This is a genomic window from Sphingopyxis solisilvae, assembly GCF_015475875.1.
Taxonomy (GTDB): Bacteria; Pseudomonadota; Alphaproteobacteria; order Sphingomonadales; family Sphingomonadaceae; genus Sphingopyxis; species Sphingopyxis solisilvae.
Map to the genome: position 1 here is coordinate 167,479 of NZ_JADKYM010000002.1, position 23,558 is coordinate 191,036.

Genomic DNA, 23,558 nt, shown 5'->3' on the forward strand with positions numbered 1-23,558 from the left:
CAATATCCTTCGCGACTCTTAACGGATGCGCGCGGACGATTTTAAGCCCGACGGCGGCCCTCGGCGTCGAAATGGTGTGACGGCGGAACATCGACCACGGGTGGCGCGGTTCCTTCCGCGACCATGCGCTCAAGCTGGAAAACGAAGGCCAGCACCGTGGCAACGGCGACGAACAATTCCTCCGGGATCACACGTCCCGCGCGTGCGGTGAAATAGATCGCGCGGGTCAGCTGCGGATATTCGAGCAGCGGGACATTGGCGCCGCGGGCCAGTTCGCGGATCGACAGCGCGACGTCGCCGCGCCCGCGCGCGACCACCACCGGCGCCGCATCGACCCCCGGACGGTAGCGCAAGGCCACCGAAAAATGTGTCGGATTGGTCAGCACCACGGTGGCTTCGGAAACCGCCTTGCGCGCCGAACCGCTCAAGATCTCATGCGCGCGCTGGCGCTGCGCCTGTTTGAGTTCGGGGGCGCCGTCGGTCTGGCGCATTTCGTCCTTGATCTCTTGCTTGCTCATCATCAGCCGCTTGTTGCGCTGGAACCATTGGACGGGCACGTCGATCAGCGCGATCACGACCAGCCCCCCCGCCAGCATCAGCATCGCGTGGCCAATCGCCTGTCCGGCGAGGCCGACCGCGGCCAGCAGGTCGGCCTGTGCCATCGTCATGATCGCGGGCAGGCTGCGCGCCACCAGCCAGTAACCGATGGTGCCAAGCAGGAGCACTTTGGCGAGTGCCTTGCCGAGTTCGGTCGCGCCCTGCATCCCGAACATCCGCTTCAGCCCCGCCATCGGGTTCATGCGGCTGCCCTTGAACGCGAGCGCCTTGCCGCGCCAGCCGAACGAGCCAAGCAGGGCGGGACCGGTGATCGCGGCGCCCAGCGCCAGCGCGAACAGGCTGACGAGCGGCAGCAGGATTTCGGCGCCGTTGCGCATCAGCGCCTCGGCAGGCGCGAAGTCGGCGACGTCGGCCGCGGTCAGCGTCAATCCGCGGCGGACAAGGTCGCCCGCCGATTGCACAAACCAGCCCCCCGCTGCGACGATCCAGCCTGCGGCGGCCAGCATCATCAGCGCCGTTGCCAGCTCGCGCGACATCAACACATCGCCTTCGCGCGTCGAATCGGCCAGCTTCTTGGCCGTCGGCTGTTCGGTTTTCTGGTCCTTCTCGGGCTGGCTGGCCATCGATCAGGGTCTCGCGAACATTCGCGCGGCGTCGAGTGCGTCGGACAGGACGCGGACGATGGCCTCGGCCATGGCCGGGGTCGCGACCCCGAGCAGGACCAGACCGGCGAGCAGCGTTGCCGGGATGCCGACCGCGAACAGGTTCAGCGCCGGTGCGGAGCGGCCGATCACGCCCATGATGATCTGGACCAGGATCAGGATGAAGCCGACCGGCATCGCAATGGTCAAGGCCGCGGCGAACATCAGGCTGCCGAAACGCAGCACGCCGCCGATCGCGTCGAACGAAGGGAAAGCATTGCCGGGGGGCAGCGCCACATAGCTGTCGACGATGATTCCGATCAGCACCAGATGGCCGTCGGCAGCAAGGAATAGCGCCGTGGCCAGCATCGACAGAAACTGGCCGATCGCCGAGCTCGATGCGCCGCCCAGCGGATCGACCATCGATGCAAAGCCCAGCCCCATGGCGTTGCTGATCGCTTCGCCGGCGAGCAGCGCCGCTGCCAGCCCCATCTGGAGCACAAAGCCGATACCGAGCCCGATCACGACCTCGCCCATGACGAACAAAAGCCCCGGAACCGATACGATGCCTTCGGCGGGCAACGCCATTCCCGACGCCGCCACCGACGGGACGCCGACTGCGAGCGCGATCACCAACCGCAGCTGCATCGGGATATTTGCAGCGCCGAACACCGGCGCGGCGATGAACGCGGCGCCGGGGCGAACCATGCCCAGCATCCACAGCTGGAGCATCGCCTCGATATTCGGGATGTCGGCGGGGTCCACGGCGAATTTAGCGGACGAGGTTCGGGATCTGCGCGAAGATGTCGCGGGTGAAATCGGTGAGCAGCACCAGGATGCTGCCGCCGAAAATCGCGAGGCAGATGGCCGCGACGATCAGTTTCGGGACAAAGGTCAGCGTCTGTTCGTTGATCGACGTCGCCGCCTGGACCATGCCGAGCAGGACGCCGATGACAAGCACCGGCAACAGCAACGGCGCCGCTGCAAGGGCAAGTATCCACAGCGACTGCTGCGCCATGCCGATAAAATAGTCGGTTTCCATCCTGCGCTGCCCCTAGGTGCCGAACGAAGCGGCGAGCGAGCCCATCGTCAGCGCCCAGCCGTCGACAAGCACGAACAGCAGCAGCTTGAACGGCATCGAGATGATCGTCGGCGACAACATCATCATGCCGAGCGACATCAGCGCCGAGGCGACGATCAGGTCGATGACGAGGAAGGGCAGGAAGATCAGGAAGCCGATCTGGAATGCGGTCTTGAGTTCGCTGGTGACAAAGGCGGGCAGCAGGATCGAAAAGGGCACATCCTTCGGACTGGCATAGTTTGGTGCCTTCGCGATCTTGGCGAACATCATCAGGTCGCTCTTGCGCGTCTGCGACATCATGAAGCCATGCAGCGCGGTGCCCGAACGCGACACCGCTTCGCCGATGTCGATCTGTTCCTGGCCATAGGGCTCGATCGCGACGCGGTTCACTTCGCTGATCACCGGCTGCATCACGAACAGCGACAGAAACAGGCTCAATCCGACGAGCACCTGGTTTGGCGGGGTCTGTTGCAGGCCGAGCGCATGGCGCAGGATCGACAGCACGATGATGATGCGGGTGAAGCTGGTCATCATCAGCAGCAGCGACGGCAGCACCGTCAGCAGGCTCATCAGCACCAAGATTTGCAGCGACAGGCTGAGCGGACGGCCGTCGCCGCCGATGTCGTTCACCGCGCGGCTGAGCCCGTCGGCGGTCTGGGCAAAAGCGGCGGGGGAGGCGATCAGCAGCGCGAGGCCGCCGATCAGCGCCGCGGCGCGCAGCCCGGTCTTGCGATCAATCTGCATGGAAGTCGCCCTGGCTGTCGTCGGCAATCCGGGTGATGCCGTTGCGTGAAACGGCAACCAGAATCCGCTGTCCGGCGAATTCGACCACCGCCAGCTTCGACCCCGGACCGAGCGGCAGCACATCGACCATTTCGACGGCGCGCGCCTTCGCCGCGCCGCCGACGAGCGGCACGCCCATCTGGACGCGCTTCCACAGCCACAGGCTGCCCCATGCCATGCCGCCGACGAGCGGCAGCAGGAGAGCCAAGCGGAGGATATATTCCAGCATCAGGCTCTCCGCTCGAAACCTTCGAGGCCGCGCGCGGGCGCGACGACTTCGGCAACCTGGATGCCGTAACGGCCATCGACGCTGACAATCTCGCCCTTCGCGATCAATGTGCCGTTCGCGTAGATGTCGAGCAGGTCGGTCGCGGCGCGGTCGAGTTCGATCACGCTGCCCTCGTCGATCGCGAGCAACTCCGCGAGCGTCATCGAGGTCGACCCGACCTCGACCGACACGCGCAACGAGACTCCGGCGAGCAGGTCGAAATTGGGCGCCGCGGCGATATTCTTGTTGTCGCGGCGTTCGGCGCGCGGCGCCGTCGGTGCGTCACTCAGGTCAGTCATGGTTCGGTCCTTTTTCGATATGTTCGATCATGATGGCGGCGTTGCCATTGGCTTCGCCGATGCTGCCCAGCGCAAAGCTGCGTCCGGCAACGGTGACGGGTACGTGGCGCGGCATGCCGATGGGGATGATGTCGCCGACCTCGAGCGCCAGCAGTTTGACGAGGCTGATTTCGGGGCGTGCCAGCACCGAGCGCACGGGCAGGCGAACCTCGCGCAGCGTCTTGTGCAACGCGCTTGCCCAGGCCGGGTCGGCGGCGCCCGGAATTTCGGTCGCCGGTTCGGCGCCCGCGATGCCGCGCAGCGCGGCGAGCGGATAGGCGCAGCTGATGGTTCGGCCCTCGAACGGGGCACCGCGCAGCACAAAGCGCTGGACGAACAATTCGTCGTCGGCGCGCACCGCGGCCAGCTTGGCGGCGTCGCACGTCACGCAATCGAGTTCGGGTTCGAGGCCGAGCTTGCCGCGCCAGGCGGCGGCGAGCTGAAGCCCCATGTCGCGACCGAGCCGCGCCGCGAACCGGTCTTCGGCGTCGGTCAGTTCCTCGCGCTCGCCCGCCGGGGCGCCTTTGCCGCCATAGAAAATGTCGACGAGCTGGAGCAACAGCGGGCGCGGCGCGGCGAGCAGCAGCGGCCCCTTGAGCGGCGGCGCATGATAGCGCCAGAAGATCGCGGGCGCCGACGCCGCGGCCCAGTCGGCAAAGCTGATCGTGGCGGTTTCGCCGCGTTCGACCTGCACCGTCGGGGCGCCCAGCGCGCGGATCAGATCGCGCAGGCTGCGCGCGAACTGCACCGCGACGCTGTCCAGCGCCGGAAACGCATAGCTGCCCTCCGCCTTGCGCAGCAACAGCGACGCCCTGGCCTCGGCCGCCTCGGTGCTCGGGGCGGCCGGCGGCTTCATCGCTTTCACCGATTTTTCGCGCACGCTCACTGGATCACCAGGCTCGTGAAATAGACATTGTCGATACCCCCAAATCCCTCTTTTTCGCGCAGGACATCGTTGATCGCAGCGGTCAGTTGCCGCTGCAGTCGTTGTTTCCCTTGCGATGTCGAGAGCAGCGCCGGATCCTGTTCGGACAGCACCATAAGGACGACCGACCGGATCGGCACCGCCTGCCGTTTGATATTATTGATAACCTTGCCGTCATAGAAGGTCGAAAGGCTGATACCCGCCTGCAGAAAGCCCGACCCGTCGGCCAGGTTCGTTGTAAAGGCGTCGGGGATCGCAAAGTAAGTGACTTCATATTTGCGCGGGTCGACCTTGAACTTGTCGTTGGGCACCGACACGGTACCGACCTTGGGCGCTGCGTCCTTCTCGTCGCCTTCGGCAGCCGGGGCATCCTTGCCGCGCACGACCAGCTTCGGATATTGATCTTCGGGCTTGGCTTCGTGCGCCGACAGCGCGCCGAAATAGATGCCGGCTCCGGCGCCGGCGCCGACCAGCACCAGGGCGCCGATGCCGATGAACAGCAGCTTCTTGAGCTTGCCCTTCGGCTTGGCTTCGGTTTCGGTTTTATCCTTGGACATCGGTCATTCCCTCATGGTCAGGCAAAGCGGCCGCGGCGGTCGGCGGCCTCTTCGCGTTCGCGCGGCGCGGCGCGCTCGGTGGCGGTTTCGATCAGGTGGCTGGCGTCGGGCGCGGCGGTGGGCCCCTGACCCTGCGACTGGCCCTGCATCTGGCGGTTGCTGTCACCGGGGGTGCAGGTCACTTCGCTGCTGGTGACGCGAACGCCCTGCTGGCGCAGATCGTCGACCAGTCGGCCCTGCGCGGCGGTGACGATCGTCGCGGTGGCCTCATGCTGGGTGTCGAGCTTCAGCGCCACGCCCTCGTCACCCATGCGCATCGCGACGTCGAGGCGGCCGAGGTGCCGCGGCATCAGGCGAAAGCTGATGTCCCCGCTGTCCGATTTGGTCGCCGCAATGTCGTGCGCCAACTGGTCGATCCACGCGCCATCGCTGGCGAGGTCAAGGATGCGTTCGGCAACGGTGACGGGAGCGGCAGCGTTGGACGATGCTGCGACGCCCGTGGTCGCCGGCTGCGCGAACTGGATCGTCATCGACGGTGCTGCGTCGGCGGGCTTGGCCGCGACGGCTTCGGCGCGCGCGGCAACCGGGCCAGGCAGCGGCGCGGGGCGCGGCTTGCTTGCCGCCGACGCCGCGATCGCCGTTTCCATTTCTGGCGCGGCGGGCCTTGCTTCGGCACTGCGCGCTTTCTCGCTGGTTGGCGCGGCGGTTGCGGCTTCGGCGGTCGGCGCCGTGTCGCCGGTGGGGAGCGAGGCGCTTTCGCCCGCCTTCGCGGGCTTGCCAACGACAGCGGCGACCACCGCCGCGGCGACAGGCGCAGTCGGGATGGCCAGCGCCGCTGCGGGCGCCGGGGTGGTCGTCGGTGCGGGCGTTTCGGGCGCCGCGACCGTTTCAGCGGGTTTGGCCGCCGTCGTAGCGTCCGCGGCTGCACCGTCGGGCCGGGCTTCGCTCTCGACCGCTTTGGGTGATTTCGTCTCGGGCTTGGCGAGGCTGCCGTTCAACGCGATCAGCAGTTTCGCCGCCGATGCGGCGGCGGTTTCTGGGTCCGGACGGGCATCGCGCGCACCATCGTCGGTGCTGGCAACCGGCGTTGCGACGGCGATATCCATCGCGTCTCCCTCGCCCGCGGCAGCCGCCGGGACGATCGCGGTGGCCGCGGCAACGGCAACCGGCGATGTCGCCATCATGGGCGTTTCTGCTGCCGCTGGCTTAACCGGCTGCTCGGGCGCAGCTTCGATCGCAGCGGCATCGACCTTTGGAATCGCCGCCAGCAATTGCTCGAAGCCATTTTCTACCTCGCTACCGGTCGGCGTCTGGCCGATCGTGCTCAGGAAGGCGGCGAACCCGGCGGGTGTCGAACCCTGGGGCTGGGGGAGGGAGGCGGCGCCCATCATGCTGCGCCGCCTTCGATCAGGCGCAGCCGCATGCCGCCGCGCGTGCGGTGCGGACGGTTGGCGTCGCGGCGACGCTCGGCTTCGGCTTCGGCGGACTTGCGGCTGCGTTCGTACAGGCGGACGGCGGACTCTTCCTTTGCCATGGCGCTTTGCGCCAGCACCCCGGCCTGGTCGCGGCGCGCGCTGGCACCCGCGAGCGGCGCGGTCAGATTTTCCTGCGCGATGTCGAGCCGCATCGCGAGCTCGCCGATCGTGTTGAGCGCGCCGCCTGCGACCGCGCCCTTGGCCATTGCCAGGTCGACGCGCAGCGTTTCGAGCCGCTTGGCCAGTTCGACCAGGCTGGCGAGTTCGCCATTGGCGCGCGCCAGATTGGCCTCCGCCATCTGATGTTCGACGGTGCGCACGCGGATGATACGTTTGCGGCGTGCGGTGCGGGCGGTCATGCAGAATATCCTTCAATCAGGGTTTGGCGGGACATGTCGAAATCGACCCGGGCTTTCGCTGGCTGGGTCACGAACGCGAGCTGGTCGGCGTGGCGCGCGATGGCGGTGTCGAGCACCGGATCGCCGCCGGCGACATAGGCGCCCATCAGCATCAGATCGCGGTTCTCTTCATAGGCCGACCACAGCTGGCGAAAGCGCGCGGCGGCGGCGGCATGTTCGGGATCGACCGTGTCGACCATCGTGCGCGACAAGGATCGCGCGACGTCGATCGCCGGATAGACGCCCTGTTCGGCGAGCTGGCGCGACAGGATGATATGGCCGTCGACGATCGCGCGCGCGCTGTCGACAACCGGGTCGTCGATGTCGCCGCCATCGGCAAGCACGGTATAGAGCGCGGTGATCGATCCGCCCGTTTCGCGGTCGATGCCGGCGCGTTCGCACAATGACGGGATCAGCGCGAACACCGACGGCGGATAGCCCTTCATCGTCGGCGGCTCGCCCAAAGTCAGCCCGATCTCGCGCTGCGCATGCGCAACGCGGGTCAGGCTGTCGATCAGCAGCAGCACTTTCTTGCCGTCGGCGCGAAACGCCTCGGCAATCGCGGTGGCGCGCATCGCGGCGCGCAGGCGCAGCAGCGGCGGGTGATCGGCGGGAACCGCGACGACAACCGCTTTCTTGCGGACGTCGGGGGGCAATTTGGTTTCGACGAAGTCGCTGACCTCGCGGCTGCGTTCGCCGATCAGCCCGACGACGATGACGTCGCATTCGGTCCCGGCGATCATCTGGCCCATCAGCACCGATTTTCCGACGCCCGATCCCGCGATGATCGCGACGCGCTGCCCTTCGCCGACGGTCAGCAGCGCGTTGATCGCGCGCACCCCCATGTTAAGCGGGCGGGTGACGCGGCCGCGGCGCAGCGGATTGACCTTGCGTCCGGCGAGCGGCCACTGGAATTGCGATTTGACCGGCGGGCGCCCGTCGAGCGGATGGCCCTGCGCGTCGATGATCCGGCCGAGCAGCGCCTTGCCGCACGCGACCATGCTGCTGGCGCCATGCGGCTCCACGGGCGCGCCGGTGACCAGCGGCATATTGGTATCGAACGGCAGGACCAGGCTGCTCTGGCCGCGAAAGCCGACAACCTCGCCATAGACATAGTCGTTGTTCGCCGACTTGATGCGGACATTGCTGCCCAGCGGCTGCGGAAAGCCCGACACTTCGAGCATGATGCCTTCATGCGACACCAGCGTGCCGATGCGGCGCGGGCTGGCGTCGGTCAGGTCGATCGGGTCGAGCAGCTGTTGTGCGGAGAGGGCCAGGCGGCGCGTCATGCCGCCGTCCCTTCGCCCAGCGCGGCGCACAATTCGTCGAGATAGACGGCGCGACCATGCTCGATCCAGCCGGTCGAGGTTTCGATGCGGACGGTACCGCGCATCATCGCGCTGTCGCTTTCGATCGCCAGCGACAGCGGGCAATCGGTCAGCAGCGCGGCATCGTCGGGATGAACGCAAAGCGTGCGCGCCTTGTCGGCATCGGCGACCAGCGCCGCGGCGGTTTCGGCCTGTGCCTGAAGCCAGGCGGCATCGATCGGGGCATCGGCGACGATCTGGCGCACCAGCCGTTCGACGGTGCGTGCGATCAGCTGCGCCAGTTCCTCGCTCGGTTCGTCCTGCAACGCTTCGGCACTGGCGAGCAGCGCGAGCAGCTGGTGGCGCTCGGCGACAAAGGCGGCCTCGGCGACGCGTTGCCCCTCGGCGAGACCGCGGGCGAAAGGATCGTCGAGATCGGCGTCGGCGACGGGCCGTGTCGCCGTCGGCGGGGCAGCCGCATGGCCGCCCAGAGCCAGCGGACGAAAGCCGCCGCCGCGCGCCATCGCGTCGGCGAGCGAAACGGGGCTGAAGCTCGTTTCGGCGGCACGGTCAGACATAATCGTCGCCGCTCCCTGCGATCATGATCTCGCCCGACGCCGCCATCTGGCGCACGATCGTCATCACGCTCTTTTGCGCATCGTCGACGTCGGCGCGCTTGACCATCGTCATTTCGGCCATTTCGTCGCGGATCGTTTCCGCCGCGCGCTGCGACATCGTCGACAGGCACAGGTCGATCATGTCGTCGTCGGTGCCCTTCAGCGCGATGGCGAGCTGCGCCGCATCGACCGAACGCAGCACCGAACCCAGGCTCTTCTTGTCGAGGTCGCGCAGATTCTCGAAGATGAACATTTCTTCCTCGATCGTCTGGGCGAGCAGCTTGTCGGTCTTTTTGAGCGCGCGGATCGTGCGTTCGCTCAGCGACTTCGGCATTTTCTTCATGATCTTGGCGACGTCGCTGGGGCCGCCGATCGCCTGTTTGGCAACGCGCTGGCCGTCGACATTGGCGCTGGCGAGCACCGATTCCAGATCCTCGATCGCTGCCGCGGGGACGGCGGTCAGCTGCGCGGCGCGCAGCACCAGATCGGCCTGCAGGATTTCGTCGAGCGTTTCGATCGCGCGCGCCGCGACGTCGGGGACCAGCACCGACAGGATCAGCGCGCCGACCTGCGGATGTTCGGTAGCGAGCAGCGCGCTAATCGCATCGACATCCATCCAGCGCAGGATTTCCAGCGAGGTGGCGCTGCGCTGCGGCGCGACCGCGGCCAGGATATTGTCGGCGCGGACGTTGCCCACCGCCTGGTTGATGACGGTGCGGATGCGCGTGTCGGCGCCGATCGCCAGCGCGCTGACGTCGCGGCTGCGCACGACGAAGCGGTCGAGCGCCTGGCCGATCTGCTGTTCGCTGGCATTGGCGGTGTCGAACATCGATTTCGCCAGCTGGCGCACCTCTTCGGGCGCCAGATGCTTCAGGATCGTCGCCGCTTCATTCTCGTCGAGCAGCATCAACAGGATGGCGGCGGCGGCCGATCCTTCGATAGCGGGGGCGGCGGGAGGGGTAAGCGTGTCGGCAGCGTCAGGCACGGGCGCCCTCCTGCATCAGCTGGCGCACGACGAGCGCGGCGCGGGCCGAATCCTGACGGACAAAGGCGCGAACCAGGTTGGCGCGGGCTTCATAGCTCGGCGCCTGCTCGATCATTTCGAGAGTGATTTCGCGCCCGGCGCTGCCGCTGGCGAGCGCCGGGCGCGCATCGGTGGCGGCGAGCAAAGTTTCCTCGAGCGCGGAGTCGCGTTCGGCGCGTTCGGCGGCGCGCGCCTTGGCGGCGCGAATCAGCGGCCGGCCGATGAACAGGAACGCCAGCAGCGCGGCGAGGATTGCCCCGACCTGTTTGACGAGCGGCAGGAACCAGGCCTGGTCGTAAAAGGCGGGCTCGCTGACCTCGGTCTGCACGAACGGGCGCTGGCTGATCGCGACGACGTCGCCGCGCGCCGCGTCGAAACCGACCGCACCCTTGACCAGCGCATCGATCTTGGTCAGGTCGGCCTGCGTCAGTGCCTTCTTGCCCTGGTTGAGCGCGACGGCGACCGACACGCGGCGCAGCTTGCCCTGCGGCGAGTGGGTGACCGAAATCTCGCGGCCGACCTCGAAAGCGCGCGCGGCATTTTCGTTGCTTTCGGTGCCCGGCGTCATCGCCGGGGCGGGGGTCGGCTGCGGCGCATTGGCGGTGACCGTGGTGGCTTGCGGCGGCTGGTTCGACAGGGCGCCGGGAATGCCGACGGCGGGCGGCGTCCCCTGGCCGCTGACGGTGCGGGTGATCTGTTCGCTGGTCATCGCGCGGTCGTTTTCGGGAAAGCTCTCGCGCGTCGCCTGGCTTTCGGACATGTCGACGTCGGCGTGGACCTCGACGCTGAAATTGCCCGCGCCGAGCATCGGGCCGAGCAAGGTGTCGAGCGCGCGGCGGAACCGGTCCTCGATCTGCACCTGCAACTGGAATGCCTTCATGTCGCTGCCCGATGCGGTGTCGGACAGCAGCGCGCCGCGCTGGTCGATCACCGATACCTGTTCGGCGTTCATGCCGGGAACCGACGAGGCGACGAGATATCGGATCGCCTGCACCTGACCGTCGGACAGCGAGCGCCCGTTCTGCAGCGTCAGCATCACCGATGCCGTTGCGGGCTTGTCCTCGCGGACGAACAGGCTCGGCTCGGCGGCGGCGATATGGACGCGCGCGCTGCGGATCGCATCGACCGTTTCGATCGTCCGCGACAGATCGGCCTCGCGCGCCGAGCGCAGGGTTTCGCCTTCGATCGCGCGGCTCGATCCCATCGGCAGCGATGCAATCAGGCTGTCGCCGCTCGGTGCCGCCTTCGGCAGGCCTTGTCCGGCCAGCGCGATCCGTGCCTGGTGCAGCTTGTCGGCATCGACGGTCAGCGCACCGGTCACCGGATCGATGCGATGTCCAATCCCCTGCGTCTGCAAGGCGTCGGCGACCGCGGATTTGTCGCTGTCGTCCAGACCGGCGAACAGCTGCGCCTGCGGCGCGGCGTTCATGGTGAAATAGGCGAGCGCGGCGATGCCGATGGCCGACGTCATGGCAATGGCAGGCAGGGCGCGCTGCACCGCCGGCTGGCGGATGAATCCGGTCAGCGGTGCGAAGGGATTGGCGCTGGCCGGGGCGGGCAGGCGTCCGGCATGACCGTCGTCGATGGGCGCAAGGATCTGGGTATCGGCCATGGGTTACACCGGCATGTTCATGATGTCGCGGTACGCGGACAGCAGCTTGTTGCGCACCTGCAGCGTCGTTTCGAAACCGAGCGAGGCCTTTTGCCGCTCGATCATCACGCTGACGATGTCGTGCGTATCGCCGCGTTCATAGGCTTCGCTGATCGCGCTTGCCTTCGCCTGCTGGGCGTTGACCTGTTGCAGCGCATTGTTGATCGCGGCGCCGAAATCGGGGGTTCCGCCAATGCCGTCGCTGGCGCCGCCGGCCCCGCCGATGCCGCCGCGACCGGCGGCGCGTTGCAGCGCCTCGTTCTGATTGAGGATCGAACTGCGCATCTGCAGCAGCCGGCTCGGGTCAATCGTGCTCATTGCTTTGTCATCCGTTCCGGGCGCACCGGTGCGCCGTACGCAAATAACAATGCAAAGCTTGTGCCAAATAATTTATTTGAGGTATTTCAATGACTTGATTGAGTCCGACATTCGCTGTGAACAACCTTCGGCATTTTTTTGACGGCGCCGCCTTAATCGCCGCCGCCGCCCGTCGTTACTGCTTTCCGTGACCGCTCCTCGAGCCCTCACATCACGGGAATGGCCATCGAGGCCGGAAAGGAACAACAATGACTGTCATCAACACCAATGTCAGCGCGCTTCGCGCCCAGAACAATGCGCGTGTTGCCAGCAACATGCAGTCGCAGGCGATGGAACGCCTGTCGAGCGGCAAGCGCATCAACGCCGCGAAGGACGATGCCGCCGGCCTCGCCATCGCAACCCGCATGGACGCCGCCGCGCGCGGTCTGACCCAGGCGGTTCGTAACGCCAACGACGGCATTTCGCTGGCGCAGACCGCCGACAGCGCCGCCGGCAGCATCGCAGACATCCTGGTCCGTATGCGCGAACTGGCGATGCAGGCTGCCAACGGCACGCTCGGCGACGACGACCGTACCGCGATCCAGACCGAAGTGACCGCGCTGATCGAACAGATCGGCGACGTGGCGACCCGCACCAGCTTCAACGGCAACGTGCTGCTCGACGGCAGTGTCGCCACCGGTTTCGATATCCAGACCGGTCTTGACGATGGCCAGGTCGTGAACATCACGGTCGCCGACCTGCAGGCTGCGGCGCTGGGCGTCGACGGTCTCGACTTCTCGACCGCCGCCGGTGCCTCGGGCGCCCTCGCGACGCTCGACACGGCGATCCAGACGGTGGCCACCGAACGCGCCAACCTGGGTGCGCAGCAGAACCGTCTGACCTCGGCTGTCGACAATTTGACGTCGAGCGTCACGAATCTGGCGGAATCGAAATCGCGCATCGAAGACGCCGATTTCTCGGTCGAGTCGACGAACCTCGCTGCGGCCGGCATTCTGTCGCAGGCATCGACCGCGATGCTCGCCCAGGCGAACCAGAGCCAGCAGGGCGTGATGGCGCTGCTCCGCTAACATCCGCCCACGACTTTCAGGCTATATTTGGTTGGTCCCTTAAATAGCCTGATCCGATGCCCCGGCCCCCACAGCCGGGGCATCATCTTTTTTGTCTGTTCGGCATTGCCGAACAGGGACGGCACCAGCCCGCTCCCCCACCCGGCCTCCCCAGGTTACTATCGTTGGGAGGCCGGGTGGGGGAGCGGGCTGGTGCCGTTCGCCGACGTCAGTCGGCGATCATCAATGAAAATCCCGCGACTTGGGCAGGATACGGACATCGCGCGGATGGCCGTGCTTGGCGGCATAGCCGCGCGGCAGCTGCGGATGTTTTACCTCGTCGGCGCGGCAGACATCGGGGTCGAAGCGCCGGTCGCTGCCCAGCGTATCGAGCATCGCCGTCCGGTCGGTGATGCGCGTCGCCATCAGGTGGATGACGCCCTCCTTGCTCCGCTGTACCGCGCCCTCGGCCAGCATCAGCCGCGACGCCATGACGGCGCGGCGATAGCGTTCGAAATGCCGCGCCCATAAGAGGATGTTGACGACCCCGCCCTCGTCCTCGAGCGTGATGAAGATCGCATTGCCCTTGCCGGGGCGCTGGCGAATCAGCACGACTCCTGCGGTGCGGACGATCGATCCGTTCTTCGCTGCCGCCACTTCAGCGGCGCTTAGCACCCCTTCACGTGTGAAATCGTCGCGCAGGAACGCCATCGGATGTCCTTTCAGTGACAGGCGCGTCGTCTGGTAATCGGTGAGGACATGTTCGACGAGCGGGGTGGGGGGCAGCTGCGCGTCCTCCTCCATACCCAGCTCGTCGGTTTCGGCGACGCCGAACAGCGGCAGCACCCCCTGCCGCACGCGCCGGGCGTCCCACAGCGCCGGCTGCCGGCCGAGCCCCATCGACCCGCACGCATCGGCTTCAGCGAGCAGACGCAGCGCGCGCGAAGGCAGATTGGCGCGCCGCGCGAGTTCCTCGACCGAGGCAAAGGGCATAGTTCGCGCCGCCGCGATCTGCGCTGCCCAAGTCTCGCGAAACCCGTCAACCTGCCGAAAGCCGAGCCGGAGCGCGAGGCTGCCGTCATCGCGGCGCTCCAGGCTGTTGTCCCAATCGCTGGCGTTCACATCGACCGCGCGCACCTCGACCCCATGCTCCTGCGCATCGCGGACGAGCTGGGCGGGCGCATAAAATCCCATCGGCTGCGAGTTGAGCAGGCCGCAGGTAAAGACCGCAGGGTGATGGCGCTTCAGCCATGACGACACATAAACAAGTTTAGCGAACGACTGGGCGTGGCTCTCCGGGAAGCCATAGCTGCCGAATCCCTTGATCTGATTGTAACAGCGTTCGGCAAAGGCGCGATCATAGCCGCGGCGGACCATGCCGCCGATCATCTTCTCCTCATATTGATCGATGGTGCCGACATTGCGAAAGGTCGCCATCGCGCGGCGCAAACCATTGGCTTCATCGGGGGTAAACTCGGCGGCCACGATGGCGAGTTTCATCGCCTGTTCCTGGAACAATGGGACGCCAAAGGTCCGGTGAAGCAGATTGTAGAGTTCCCGCGGATCGTGCGGTGGGGCGGGTGACGGATAATCGACCGCTTCCTCGCCATTGCGGCGCTTCAGATAAGGGTGGACCATATCGCCCTCGATCGGACCCGGCCGCACAATCGCAACCTGGATGACCAGATCGTAGAATTCGCGCGGACGCAGGCGCGGCAGCATGTTGATCTGGGCGCGGCTTTCGACTTGAAAGACCCCTATACTGTCGCCTTTGCAAAGCATGTCGTAAACAACCGGGTCTTCCGGCGGGACCGACTTGAGGTCGTGATCCGCCAGCCCGTGCAGCCGCATCAGATCGAAACATTTGCGAATGCAGGTCAGCATCCCAAGCGCGAGGATATCGACCTTCATCAATTTCAGTTCGTCGATGTCGTCCTTGTCCCATTCGATGAAGGTGCGGTCCGCCATCGCGGCATTGTGGATTGGCACCGTTTCGTCGAGCCGGTCCTCGGTCAGCACATAGCCGCCGACATGCTGCGACAGGTGGCGCGGAAAGGTGAGCAGTTGCGCGACGATCCATTGCAGGCGTGCGATGTCGTCCTGCTCGGGATCGAGCCCGGCTTCGATGAAGCGCTCGACCGGCATCTCGCTGCCCCAGCTACCCCAACTCGTATCGGCGAGCCGTGCGGTGACATCTTCGCTGAACCCCAGCGCCTTGCCCGCCTCCCGTACCGCGCTGCGCGGCCGGTAATGGATCACCGTCGCGGCGATGCCCGCGCGCCGCCTTGTGTAGCGGCGATAGATATATTGCATGACCTCCTCGCGCCGTTCGTGTTCGAAATCGACGTCGATGTCGGGGGGCTCGCGGCGTTCTTCCGAGAGAAAGCGGGTGAAGAGAAGGTTGTTCGCGATCGGATCGATCGAAGTGATCTCGAGCAGGTAGCAGACGAGCGAATTCGCCGCCGAACCACGCCCCTGGCACAGGATGGGGGGGCTTTGTGTCCGCGCGAAATTGACGATGTCGTGGACGGTCAGGAAATAGCAGGCGAAATTGCATTTGCGGATGAGCGAAAGCTCCTCGTCGAGCACGTCCTGCCAGCGCTGCGGCAATCCCTGCGGGTGGAGCCGGTTCGCGGCATCCAGCACCATATGTTCGAGCCAGCTTTGCGGAGCCCATCCTTCGGGAACCGGTTCGTGCGGATATTCATAAGCGAGATCGCGGAGCGAAAAACCGATGCGATCGAGAATCCGGACGCTTTCACCAACCGCCGACGGGCAGGCACGGAACAACCGCCGCATTTCGCGCGGCGCTTTCAAATGGCGCTCGCCATTGACGCGCAGCAGGCGGCCCGCCGCGTTCAACGTCGTGCCTTCGCGGATGCAGGTGACGACATCGTGGAGCGGGCGCTGCCCGCGCGTCGCGTAAAGCGCGTCGTTGGTCGCGAGCATCGGAATCCCGACGCGCATCGCCAACGCTTCCAACCGGGCGAGATGGCGGCGATCGCTGCCACCCCTTGGCATTGTCGCGCCGAGCCATAACGCGTTCGGTGCAACCCTTTTGAGACGGCGCAACACCGCCTCGTCCTTTTCGCCCGCCATCGCGATCAGAAGCATGTCTTCGCAGTGGATCAGCAGATTTTTGAATTTCATCACGCAGTCGCCCTTGGTGGTGCGGCGATTGCCGATGGTCAGCATCCGGGTCAGGCGGCCCCAGCCGTGGCGCGTGGTCGGATAGGCAATGATTTCGGGGGTGCCGTCGTCGAAGACGAGGCGCGCGCCGACCACGAGTTTGAAGGGCGGCAGCTCTATCCCCTCTGCGTCGGCCTTCTCGCGCAGCTTGCGCAGCCCGGTCAGCGCCCGCACCACCCCCGCGACGCTGTTGCGGTCGGCGATGCCGATACCTGCCATGCCAAGGTTGATCGCTTCGGCGACCATCTCATGCGGGTGCGAGGCGCCGCGCAGGAAGCTGTAGTTGGTCGCGGCGACCAGTTCGGCAAAGCCGGGATCGGGCGCGGGTTGTTCGCTCATGCGAACACCCCATGGATATACCAGCGTGGATCGGGCTTTTCGTCGTACAGCCCGTGGCGAAACAGCCAGTACCGCCGCCCGCGCTCGTCCTCGACACGGTAATAGTCGCGCGTCAGCCCGGCATTGTCGCGGCGGCGCCACCATTCGCTCGCGATCCGTTCCGGCCCCTCGTAACGGCGGATCGCGTGGGTAGCGCGGCGCCAGCGGAAGCGGTGCGGCGGGCCGTCGGGCACCTCGGCGATCACCTCGATCACCTGCGGCGGATCGAAAAGATAGAAGGGGCGCAGCGGCGGTTCGCCGGGTTCGGGGGCGGGCCAGGGCGTGGGCGGCGGTGCGTCGATCGCGGGCAGGGCGAGCTGCGCCTGTTCGGGGATATGGGTGTCGGCGGCGACGAACTTGCGCACCCCGCCACGACCGAGCCGCGTCGCCAGCCGGTCGACGAGATCGGTCACCGCCGCGGCGCGCACCTCCCCGCCTTCGAGCTTGAGCTGCGTCGCGGCAAGTGGTTCGAGCCGCGGTACCGCGAGGCGCATCATGTCGAACCCGAAACCGGGGTCGAGCGGATCGCGCAGGCCATCCATCCGCTCGGCGAACAGGCGCATCACCAGCCCCGCATCGCGTGTCGCATGACCGGTCTCGACCGCAATACTGCGCGCCAGGCCGTCACTGCGAAAGAAGGTGGCGCGGAAATGGCGCCCGCCCTTGCCGCGCTCGCCAAGCTCGATGATCGCTTCATCGACCAGCTCGGCAAGAATGCGGGTCGCGTGGGGCAGGCTCGCGACCGGTTCGGCAAAGCGGCGTTCGGTAGCGACCGGCGGCGGCGTGACCCGCGGGTCGAGCGGGCTGGGCGCGTCGCCGAGCAGGCGGCGCAGCGCCATCGCGGCGGCGGCACCAAAACGCGCGGCGATGTTCGCCATCGGCCGCGCCGCGAGGTCACCGATCGTCTTGAGCCCGGCGCGGACCAGCGCGGTCGTCGCTTCGGCGTCGAGTTCGAGCGCGGCGACGGGCAGGCGGCGGATCGCGGTGGGCTCGTCGGGAGCGGGGCGCGTCTGGTAGCGTGCGAGCGCGCGGGCGGCGTCGGCGGTGGGGCCGAGGGCATGGCGCGGCGTCATGCCGAGCCGGGTCAGCCGCCGCTCGATATCATCGATCAACCCTGCCTCGTCCTCGAACAAATGGGTGCAGCCGGTGATGTCGAGGATCAGCCCGTCGGGGGCATCGAGCGCGACGAGCGGGGTATAGCGCGCGCAGCCCTGTGCGAGCCGGTCGAGCCAATTCTGGTCGAGGACGGGATCGTGCGGCACGATGGTCAGATCGGGCACCTGCGCCCGCGCGTCGGCGAGCGGCATGCCGACACGCAGCCCGAGCGCCTGCGCGCGCGCATCGACGCTCGCGATCCGCAGCGCCCCGCGCTGCTTCTCGGCAAAGACGAGCGGAAGGTCAGGCGGCTTCGGCGCCGAGCGGGTGAACCGTTCGGCGGGCAGCCAGGGGAAGAACAGCGCCAGATAGCGCCGCGTTCCGGAAAGCTTGCTCATCTTTGTCCCAATCGAGTCGCCAGCGCGTTCCAGCAGGGCCGCTACGCCAGCGCAGCAGTTCAAGGTCGAAGGCCGGGGCGCCGGGGGCGTTGGCTTCGAGTGCGCGCGACGGTGCGGCGACGATATTCCAGCGCGTTTCGGCGACGCTTGGCGTCGGCACGGCATTCAGGCGGAGCATCAGCAGCGTCGTCCCCGCATCGCGCGCGCCGAGCGCCAGTCGGCGCCCCGCGGTCAGGTCGAGCAGCGGGAATTTGCCCCAGCTTTCGACAATCACCGCCGCCGATCCGGCGCAGCGTACAGCGTCGTTGGCGCAGGCGAGCAGCATTTTGGGGTCGGCGGTCTCGACAAGAAGAAGCCGGTCGGGGTCGCCGCCGAGTTCGGCGATGCCGGGGGCATAGATATGCCCGGTGCGGCGTCCGGCGTCGACGGTGCGCAACCACAGCAGCGGTGCCTTGCCCGGGGTTCGCAGCGCGAGCAATGCTGCAAAGGCCGCAGCACTAGACGCGTCGAGCGCGTCGGCGGCAAAAAACTCGTGCGTGCGCCCGATTGCCAGCCCGCCGCCGAGCGCCGCATCGAATGCGTCATGCCCCGTCGCCAGCCAACCCTCGGCCGGGCGGCTTTCGGGGCCACCGGTGGCGGCCAGCCGGGCGATGCGTTGGCGCAGCCCGGCGAGAGGTTGAGACGACTCGCGCATATATGTTCCTGATTTGTTCTATTAGCGCGCGAGCGAGGGGGGATGTCAAGGCGTCCAGCGTTTAGTCGATTTATCTCACGCAAAGGCGCAAAGGCGCGAAGAAGGGATTTCGGGCGGATAGGCCCAGTATCTCTCTTGTCTGAAAGCAGATCATTTGGTCATGGTGCCGCTTTGCGGCCAGTGCCAATCTCTTCGCGTCTTTGCGCCTTTGCGTGAGATTATCTAGCGCGCCGTCGCGTTGCCCCCCGCACCGCTATCGCCACCCAGCGCACGGAACAGCGCGATGCGCGTCTGGACGAGCAGCAGCTGGGTCGCGATCTCGCTGCGCCGCGCCGCATAGAGGCTGCGCTGCGCGTCGAGACTGGCGAGAAAGCTGTCGATCCCACCCTTGTAGCGGGCATCGGTGAGCGTCGCAGTGTCCGCGGCGGCGGCGGTGTTCGCGGCGGCGGCGCGCGCGCGTTCGGCGATCGTGCCCTGCACCGCAAGCGCATCGGCGACCTCGCGAAACGCCGTCTGGATCGCACCTTCATAGCTTGCGAGCGCGGCATCGCGCTGCGCCTCGCTCACCGCCACCCCGGCGCGGCGGCCGCCGGCGTCGAAAATCGGCGCGGTCACGTCGCCGCCCGCCGACCAGCTGAACGATCCGCTGTCGAACAGGCTGGACAGCGCATCGCTGGCAAAGCCGAGCAGCCCGGTCAGCGAAATCGACGGAAACAGGCGCGCGCGCGCCACCCCGATGTCGGCATTGGCGGCGCGCAGGCCATATTCGGCCTCGATCACGTCGGGACGGCGGAGCAGGATCTGCGAACTCACGCCCGCCGGAACCGGCGCAATCGCGGGCGTTACCTCGGCAAGCCCGGCGGGCAGCAGCGCGCGGTCGACATCGCCGCCGACGAGCAGGCGGATGAGGTTTTCGTCCTGCGCGATCGCCGTCCTTTGCTGCGCGATCGCATCTTCGGCGGTCGCGAGAATCTGTTCGGCCTGGCGCAGGTCGGTGCGCGGCGCCACCCCGCCGTCGAGCCGCGCCTGCGTCAGTCGCACACTCTCGCGCGCATTGGCGGCGGTGTCTTCGGCGATCTGCAGCAGGTCGCGGTCGGCGCCATAGGTCGCCCAGGCGTCGGCAAGGCTGGCGATCAGCGCCAGCCGCACGGTGCGGGCCGCCGCTTCGGTGCCGAGCGCGCGGTTGCGGTCGGCTTCGGTCGCATTGGCGAGCTTGCCGAACAGGTCGAGTTCGAACGCGCTGATGCCGCCGCGCAGGGAAAAATCCCCGCGGCCGTTGCCGTCGCCGCTGCCATCCGAATAGCCTGCTCCGGCATTGATCCCGACGGCCGGAAATTGTTCCGCGCGGGTCACGCGTGTGCGCGCGCGCGCCGCCGCGACATTGGCATAGGCGACGCGCAGGTCGCGATTGTTCGCCAATGCCTGTTCGGTGAGCGACTGGAGTCTCGGGTCGGTCAAAATGCTCTGGTAGGAAAGGATCGGCAGCGCCGCCTCGCTTTGCAGCAGATAGGCGTCGCCGACCGGCCAGCTTTGCGGCACCGGCGGCGTGGGCAGCACCGTCTTGGGTGCGAGCGAACAGGCGCCGAGCAGCAAGGGGCCGAAGGCGAGGAACGCGCGGAGGCGGATCATGCCGGCACCTCGGCGGCTCCGTCCTTGCCCTTGCCGAAGCGGGCCCGTGCGGCGGCGATGCCGTCGCGTACGCCGCGGCGGACGAGGACGAAAAACAGCGGAATGAAAAAGATCGCGAGCAGGGTCGCGGTCAACATCCCGCCGATCACCGAGGTGCCGATCGCGATGCGGCTGTTCGCTCCGGCGCCCGACGCCAGCGCCAGCGGAATCACGCCGAAGATGAAAGCAAAGCTGGTCATCAGGATCGGACGCAGGCGGATGCGCGCCGCGGTGATCGCCGCCTCGATGACGCGCTTGCCCTTTTTCTCTTCCTGTTCGGCGAACTCGATCATCAGGATGGCGTTTTTCGACGCGAGCCCCATCGTCGTCAGCAGCCCGATCTGCAGATAGACGTCATTTTCCAGCCCGCGCAGCGTGACCGCGAACACGGCGCCAACCAGCCCGAGCGGAATGACCAGCAGAACCGCAACCGGAATCGACCAGCTTTCATAGAGCGCGGCAAGGCAGAGAAACACGACGAGCAGCGACAGCGCATAGAGCAGCGGCGCCTGCCCCGACGACAGTCGTTCCTGATAGGATGCCCCCGACCAGGCGACGCTGGTGCCGGGAATTTCGGCCGCCAGTGCGGCAATTTCATCCATGGCTTCGCCCGAACTGGTTCCCGCGGTCGGCTGGCCCGAGATTTCGAAGGCGGGCACACCCTGAAAGCGCGAGGTGGTGCTCGGCGTTGTCGACCAGCCGATGCTCGCGAAAGCCGAAAAGGGCGACATTTCACCGCTGGCCGACCGCACATACCATTGGCCCAGGTCTTCGGGCTTGGCGCGATACGGCGCGTCGCCCTGCACATAGACGCGCTTCACGCGGCCCTTGTCGATGAAATCGTTGACGTAACGCCCGCCCCAGGCGGTCGACAGCGTGGTGTTCACATCGGCGTTGCTCAGACCATAAGCCGTCAGTCGCTGGGAATCGATGTCGATCTTCAGCGTCGCGAGGTCGGGCAGGTCGCTCAGCCGCACCGAGGTCAGCTTGGGATTGGCATTGGCGGCGGCGAGCAGCCGGTCGCGTGCCGCGGCAAACTGCTCGCGTGTCATGCCGCCGCGATTCTGGAGCTGCATCGTAAATCCCGAGGTGTCACCCAGCCCGCGTACCGCGCCCGGCACCAGCGCAAACACCTGTGCGTCGCGCAGCCCGGCGAAAGCCTGCCGCGTCCGTTCGGCGATCGCGTCGGCGCTGTTTTCCTTGCCCGGCCGGTTGTCCCAATGCGTCAGGTTGATGAAGCCCTGACCCGTATTCTGTCCCGATGCGCCGCCCCCGCCGCCGCCGGCATTGAGGAACAGCGATTCGATATTCGCCTTTTCGGCGCTCAGCAGATGATCCTCGATCGCGTCGCGCACCTCCAGCGTCCGTGCCTGGGTGGCTCCGGCCGGCAGACGGAACTGGACCTGGACGCGGCCCTGGTCCTCGCCCGGCAGAAAGCCGCCGGGCAGGCGCAGGAACAGAAAGGCGAGCAACACCAGAATGATGATGTAGAGACCCAGAAAGCGCCACTTGCGGTCGACCACCTTTTCGACGCTGCCGACATAGCGTTCGGTGGAGCGATCGAACCGGGTGTTGAACCAGGTCTTGGCGCGCAGCATCGCCGCATCGAAGCGCGGAAAGCGTCCGGGCGGCGTTTCGCCATGCGCGCGCGGTTTCAGCAGCGTCGATGTCAGCGCCGGGCTCAGGATCAGCGCGACAAACACCGACAGAACCATCGCCGACACGATGGTGATCGAAAACTGGCGATAGATGACGCCGGTCGACCCACCGAAAAAGGCCATCGGCAGGAACACCGCCGACAGCACCAGCCCGATTGCAACCAGCGCGACCTGCAATTCCTTCATCGACTGGACGGTCGCCTCGCGCGCGGTCATGCCGGGATTTTCTTCCATCAGCCGCTCGACATTTTCGACGACGACGATCGCGTCGTCGACCAGCAGGCCGATCGCCAGCACCAGCCCGAACAGGGTCAGCGTGTTGATACTGAACCCGGCCAGATAAAAGATCGCAAAGGTGCCGAGCAGCACGACGGGCACCGCGATCGCCGGGATCAGCGTCGCGCGCCAGCTTTGCAGAAACACGAACATGACGATGATGACGAGCAGGATCGCCTCGAACAGCGCCTTTTGCACCTCGCTGACCGACAGGCGGATAAAGGTCGTCGTGTCGTTGATATAGGCATAATCGAGGCCGTCGGGCATATTCTGCGCCAGTTCGGCCATCCGCGCCTTGACCCGCTCGACCGTCGCCAGCGCGTCGGCGCCGGGCGACAGCGAAATCGCCATGCCCGAACTCGGTTGCCGGTTCAGGCGCCCGACCGAATTATAGCTTTCGGCGCCGATTTCGACGCGCGCGACATCGCGGATCCGCACCGCCGACCCGTCGGGCAGCGTTTTCAGCAGGATGTTGCGAAATTCCTCGGGTGTCTGCAGCCGCGACTGCGCGGTCACGGTGGCGGTCAGCAACTGGCCCTGCGGCGCCGGCAGGCCGCCCACCTCACCCGCCGCGACCTCGCTGTTCTGTGCGGTGATCGCCGCGATGACATCGCCCGGCATCAGCGACACCGCGGCCAGCCGCTGCGGATTGAGCCAGATGCGCATCGCGTGCGGCGAACCGAAGATGTTGACGTCGCCGACCCCTTCGACGCGCGACAGCGGATCCTGGATGTTGGTGGTCAGATAATCGGATACGTCATAATTCGACCGCGTCCGCGTCTTGTCGAACACGCTGACGATCAGCAGCGTGTCCGAATTGGATTTGCTGACCCGCACGCCCTGCTGCTGCACCTGCTGCGGCAGGCGCGATACCGCCGATTCGATCTTGTTCTGGACCTGGACCTGCGCGATGTCGGGGTCGGTCCCCTTGTCGAAGATCGCGGTGATGCTGGCCTGTCCGCGCGAACTCGACTGCGAACTGAAATAGAGCAGCCCGTCGATACCGGTCAGCTGTTGTTCCAATATCTGGGTGACGCTGTTCTCCACCGCTTCGGCCGATGCGCCGGGATAGCTGGCGCGGATATTCACCTGCACCGGCGCGATGTCGGGATATTGCTCGATCGGCAGCGCGCGCAGCGCGCCGAAACCGGCGAGCATGACGACGATCGCCAGCACCCAGGCAAAGATCGGCCGGTCGATGAAGATCCGTGACAT

The 23,558-nt window shown here is 66.6% G+C and carries 21 protein-coding genes; 1 reads left to right on the forward strand and 20 read right to left on the reverse strand.

What is annotated here, in order from left to right:
- Window positions 1-41: 41 nt before the first annotated feature.
- From flhB to fliE, 15 genes are read right to left on the reverse strand one after another with little or no spacing between them, the layout of a single operon-like run.
- Complete coding sequence (flhB, locus tag IR187_RS02910; protein WP_194953201.1) at window positions 42-1,181, reverse strand: flagellar type III secretion system protein FlhB; 1,140 nt, start codon at window positions 1,179-1,181, stop codon at window positions 42-44.
- A gap of 3 nt (window positions 1,182-1,184) precedes the next feature.
- Complete coding sequence (gene fliR / locus IR187_RS02915; protein ID WP_324187629.1) at window positions 1,185-1,964, reverse strand: flagellar biosynthetic protein FliR; 780 nt, start codon at window positions 1,962-1,964, stop codon at window positions 1,185-1,187.
- 7 nt (window positions 1,965-1,971) lie between these two features.
- Window positions 1,972-2,241: a flagellar biosynthetic protein FliQ gene (locus IR187_RS02920; RefSeq protein ID WP_194953202.1), complete on the reverse strand. Its 270-nt coding sequence runs from the start codon at window positions 2,239-2,241 to the stop codon at window positions 1,972-1,974.
- 12 nt (window positions 2,242-2,253) lie between these two features.
- Window positions 2,254-3,024, reverse strand: coding sequence for a flagellar type III secretion system pore protein FliP (gene fliP / locus IR187_RS02925; protein ID WP_194953203.1), 771 nt, complete (start codon window positions 3,022-3,024; stop codon window positions 2,254-2,256).
- Window positions 3,014-3,292, reverse strand: a complete 279-nt coding sequence (locus IR187_RS02930) for a flagellar biosynthetic protein FliO (protein ID WP_194953204.1) — start codon at window positions 3,290-3,292, stop codon at window positions 3,014-3,016. The genes fliP and IR187_RS02930 overlap by 11 nt, the downstream gene beginning before the upstream one ends.
- Window positions 3,292-3,630 (reverse strand): flagellar motor switch protein FliN, encoded by a 339-nt coding sequence (gene fliN, locus IR187_RS02935; protein ID WP_194953205.1) that lies wholly within the window; start codon window positions 3,628-3,630, stop codon window positions 3,292-3,294. The genes IR187_RS02930 and fliN overlap by 1 nt, the downstream gene beginning before the upstream one ends.
- The gene (locus tag IR187_RS02940; protein WP_194953206.1) at window positions 3,623-4,555 is read right to left on the reverse strand and encodes a FliM/FliN family flagellar motor switch protein; all 933 of its coding nucleotides are present in this window, start codon (window positions 4,553-4,555) and stop codon (window positions 3,623-3,625) included. The genes fliN and IR187_RS02940 overlap by 8 nt, the downstream gene beginning before the upstream one ends.
- Entirely contained in the window at window positions 4,552-5,151 is a 600-nt protein-coding gene (locus IR187_RS02945; protein ID WP_194953207.1) for a flagellar basal body-associated FliL family protein, read from the reverse strand. The genes IR187_RS02940 and IR187_RS02945 overlap by 4 nt, the downstream gene beginning before the upstream one ends.
- A gap of 17 nt (window positions 5,152-5,168) precedes the next feature.
- A complete protein-coding gene (locus IR187_RS02950; RefSeq protein WP_194953208.1) occupies window positions 5,169-6,542 on the reverse strand; it encodes a flagellar hook-length control protein FliK in 1,374 nt (457 codons plus the stop codon).
- Window positions 6,539-6,985, reverse strand: a complete 447-nt coding sequence (locus IR187_RS02955; RefSeq protein WP_194953209.1) for a hypothetical protein — start codon at window positions 6,983-6,985, stop codon at window positions 6,539-6,541. Before IR187_RS02955 ends, IR187_RS02950 begins: the two co-directional genes overlap by 4 nt.
- Entirely contained in the window at window positions 6,982-8,313 is a 1,332-nt protein-coding gene (locus tag IR187_RS02960; RefSeq protein WP_194953210.1) for a FliI/YscN family ATPase, read from the reverse strand. Before IR187_RS02960 ends, IR187_RS02955 begins: the two co-directional genes overlap by 4 nt.
- Window positions 8,310-8,909 carry a FliH/SctL family protein gene (locus IR187_RS02965; RefSeq protein ID WP_194953211.1) on the reverse strand — a complete coding sequence of 200 codons (600 nt, stop codon included), beginning with the start codon at window positions 8,907-8,909 and terminating at the stop codon, window positions 8,310-8,312. The genes IR187_RS02960 and IR187_RS02965 overlap by 4 nt, the downstream gene beginning before the upstream one ends.
- Window positions 8,902-9,933: a flagellar motor switch protein FliG gene (fliG, locus tag IR187_RS02970; protein WP_324187630.1), complete on the reverse strand. Its 1,032-nt coding sequence runs from the start codon at window positions 9,931-9,933 to the stop codon at window positions 8,902-8,904. Before fliG ends, IR187_RS02965 begins: the two co-directional genes overlap by 8 nt.
- Window positions 9,926-11,584 (reverse strand): flagellar basal-body MS-ring/collar protein FliF, encoded by a 1,659-nt coding sequence (fliF, locus tag IR187_RS02975; RefSeq protein ID WP_194953212.1) that lies wholly within the window; start codon window positions 11,582-11,584, stop codon window positions 9,926-9,928. Before fliF ends, fliG begins: the two co-directional genes overlap by 8 nt.
- 3 nt (window positions 11,585-11,587) lie before the next feature.
- Window positions 11,588-11,941 (reverse strand): flagellar hook-basal body complex protein FliE, encoded by a 354-nt coding sequence (fliE, locus tag IR187_RS02980; protein ID WP_194953213.1) that lies wholly within the window; start codon window positions 11,939-11,941, stop codon window positions 11,588-11,590.
- Window positions 11,942-12,189: 248 nt separating this feature from the next.
- Between fliE and IR187_RS02985 the strand changes: the two genes are divergently transcribed.
- The gene (locus IR187_RS02985) at window positions 12,190-13,008 is read left to right on the forward strand and encodes a flagellin N-terminal helical domain-containing protein (protein WP_194953214.1); all 819 of its coding nucleotides are present in this window, start codon (window positions 12,190-12,192) and stop codon (window positions 13,006-13,008) included.
- A 222-nt stretch (window positions 13,009-13,230) separates the two neighbouring features.
- Here IR187_RS02985 and IR187_RS02990 read toward each other — a convergent pair whose 3' ends face one another.
- From IR187_RS02990 to IR187_RS03010, 5 genes are all read right to left on the reverse strand, one after another.
- On the reverse strand, window positions 13,231-16,515 hold the full coding sequence (locus tag IR187_RS02990) for an error-prone DNA polymerase (protein WP_194953215.1): 3,285 nt from the start codon (window positions 16,513-16,515) through the stop codon (window positions 13,231-13,233).
- The gene (locus IR187_RS02995; protein ID WP_194953216.1) at window positions 16,512-18,047 is read right to left on the reverse strand and encodes a Y-family DNA polymerase; all 1,536 of its coding nucleotides are present in this window, start codon (window positions 18,045-18,047) and stop codon (window positions 16,512-16,514) included. Before IR187_RS02995 ends, IR187_RS02990 begins: the two co-directional genes overlap by 4 nt.
- On the reverse strand, window positions 17,953-18,741 hold the full coding sequence (locus IR187_RS03000) for an ImuA family protein (RefSeq protein WP_194953217.1): 789 nt from the start codon (window positions 18,739-18,741) through the stop codon (window positions 17,953-17,955). The genes IR187_RS02995 and IR187_RS03000 overlap by 95 nt, the downstream gene beginning before the upstream one ends.
- Before the next feature lie 222 nt (window positions 18,742-18,963).
- A complete protein-coding gene (locus tag IR187_RS03005; RefSeq protein ID WP_194953218.1) occupies window positions 18,964-20,370 on the reverse strand; it encodes an efflux transporter outer membrane subunit in 1,407 nt (468 codons plus the stop codon).
- Window positions 20,367-23,558: an efflux RND transporter permease subunit gene (locus tag IR187_RS03010; protein ID WP_194953219.1), complete on the reverse strand. Its 3,192-nt coding sequence runs from the start codon at window positions 23,556-23,558 to the stop codon at window positions 20,367-20,369. The genes IR187_RS03005 and IR187_RS03010 overlap by 4 nt, the downstream gene beginning before the upstream one ends.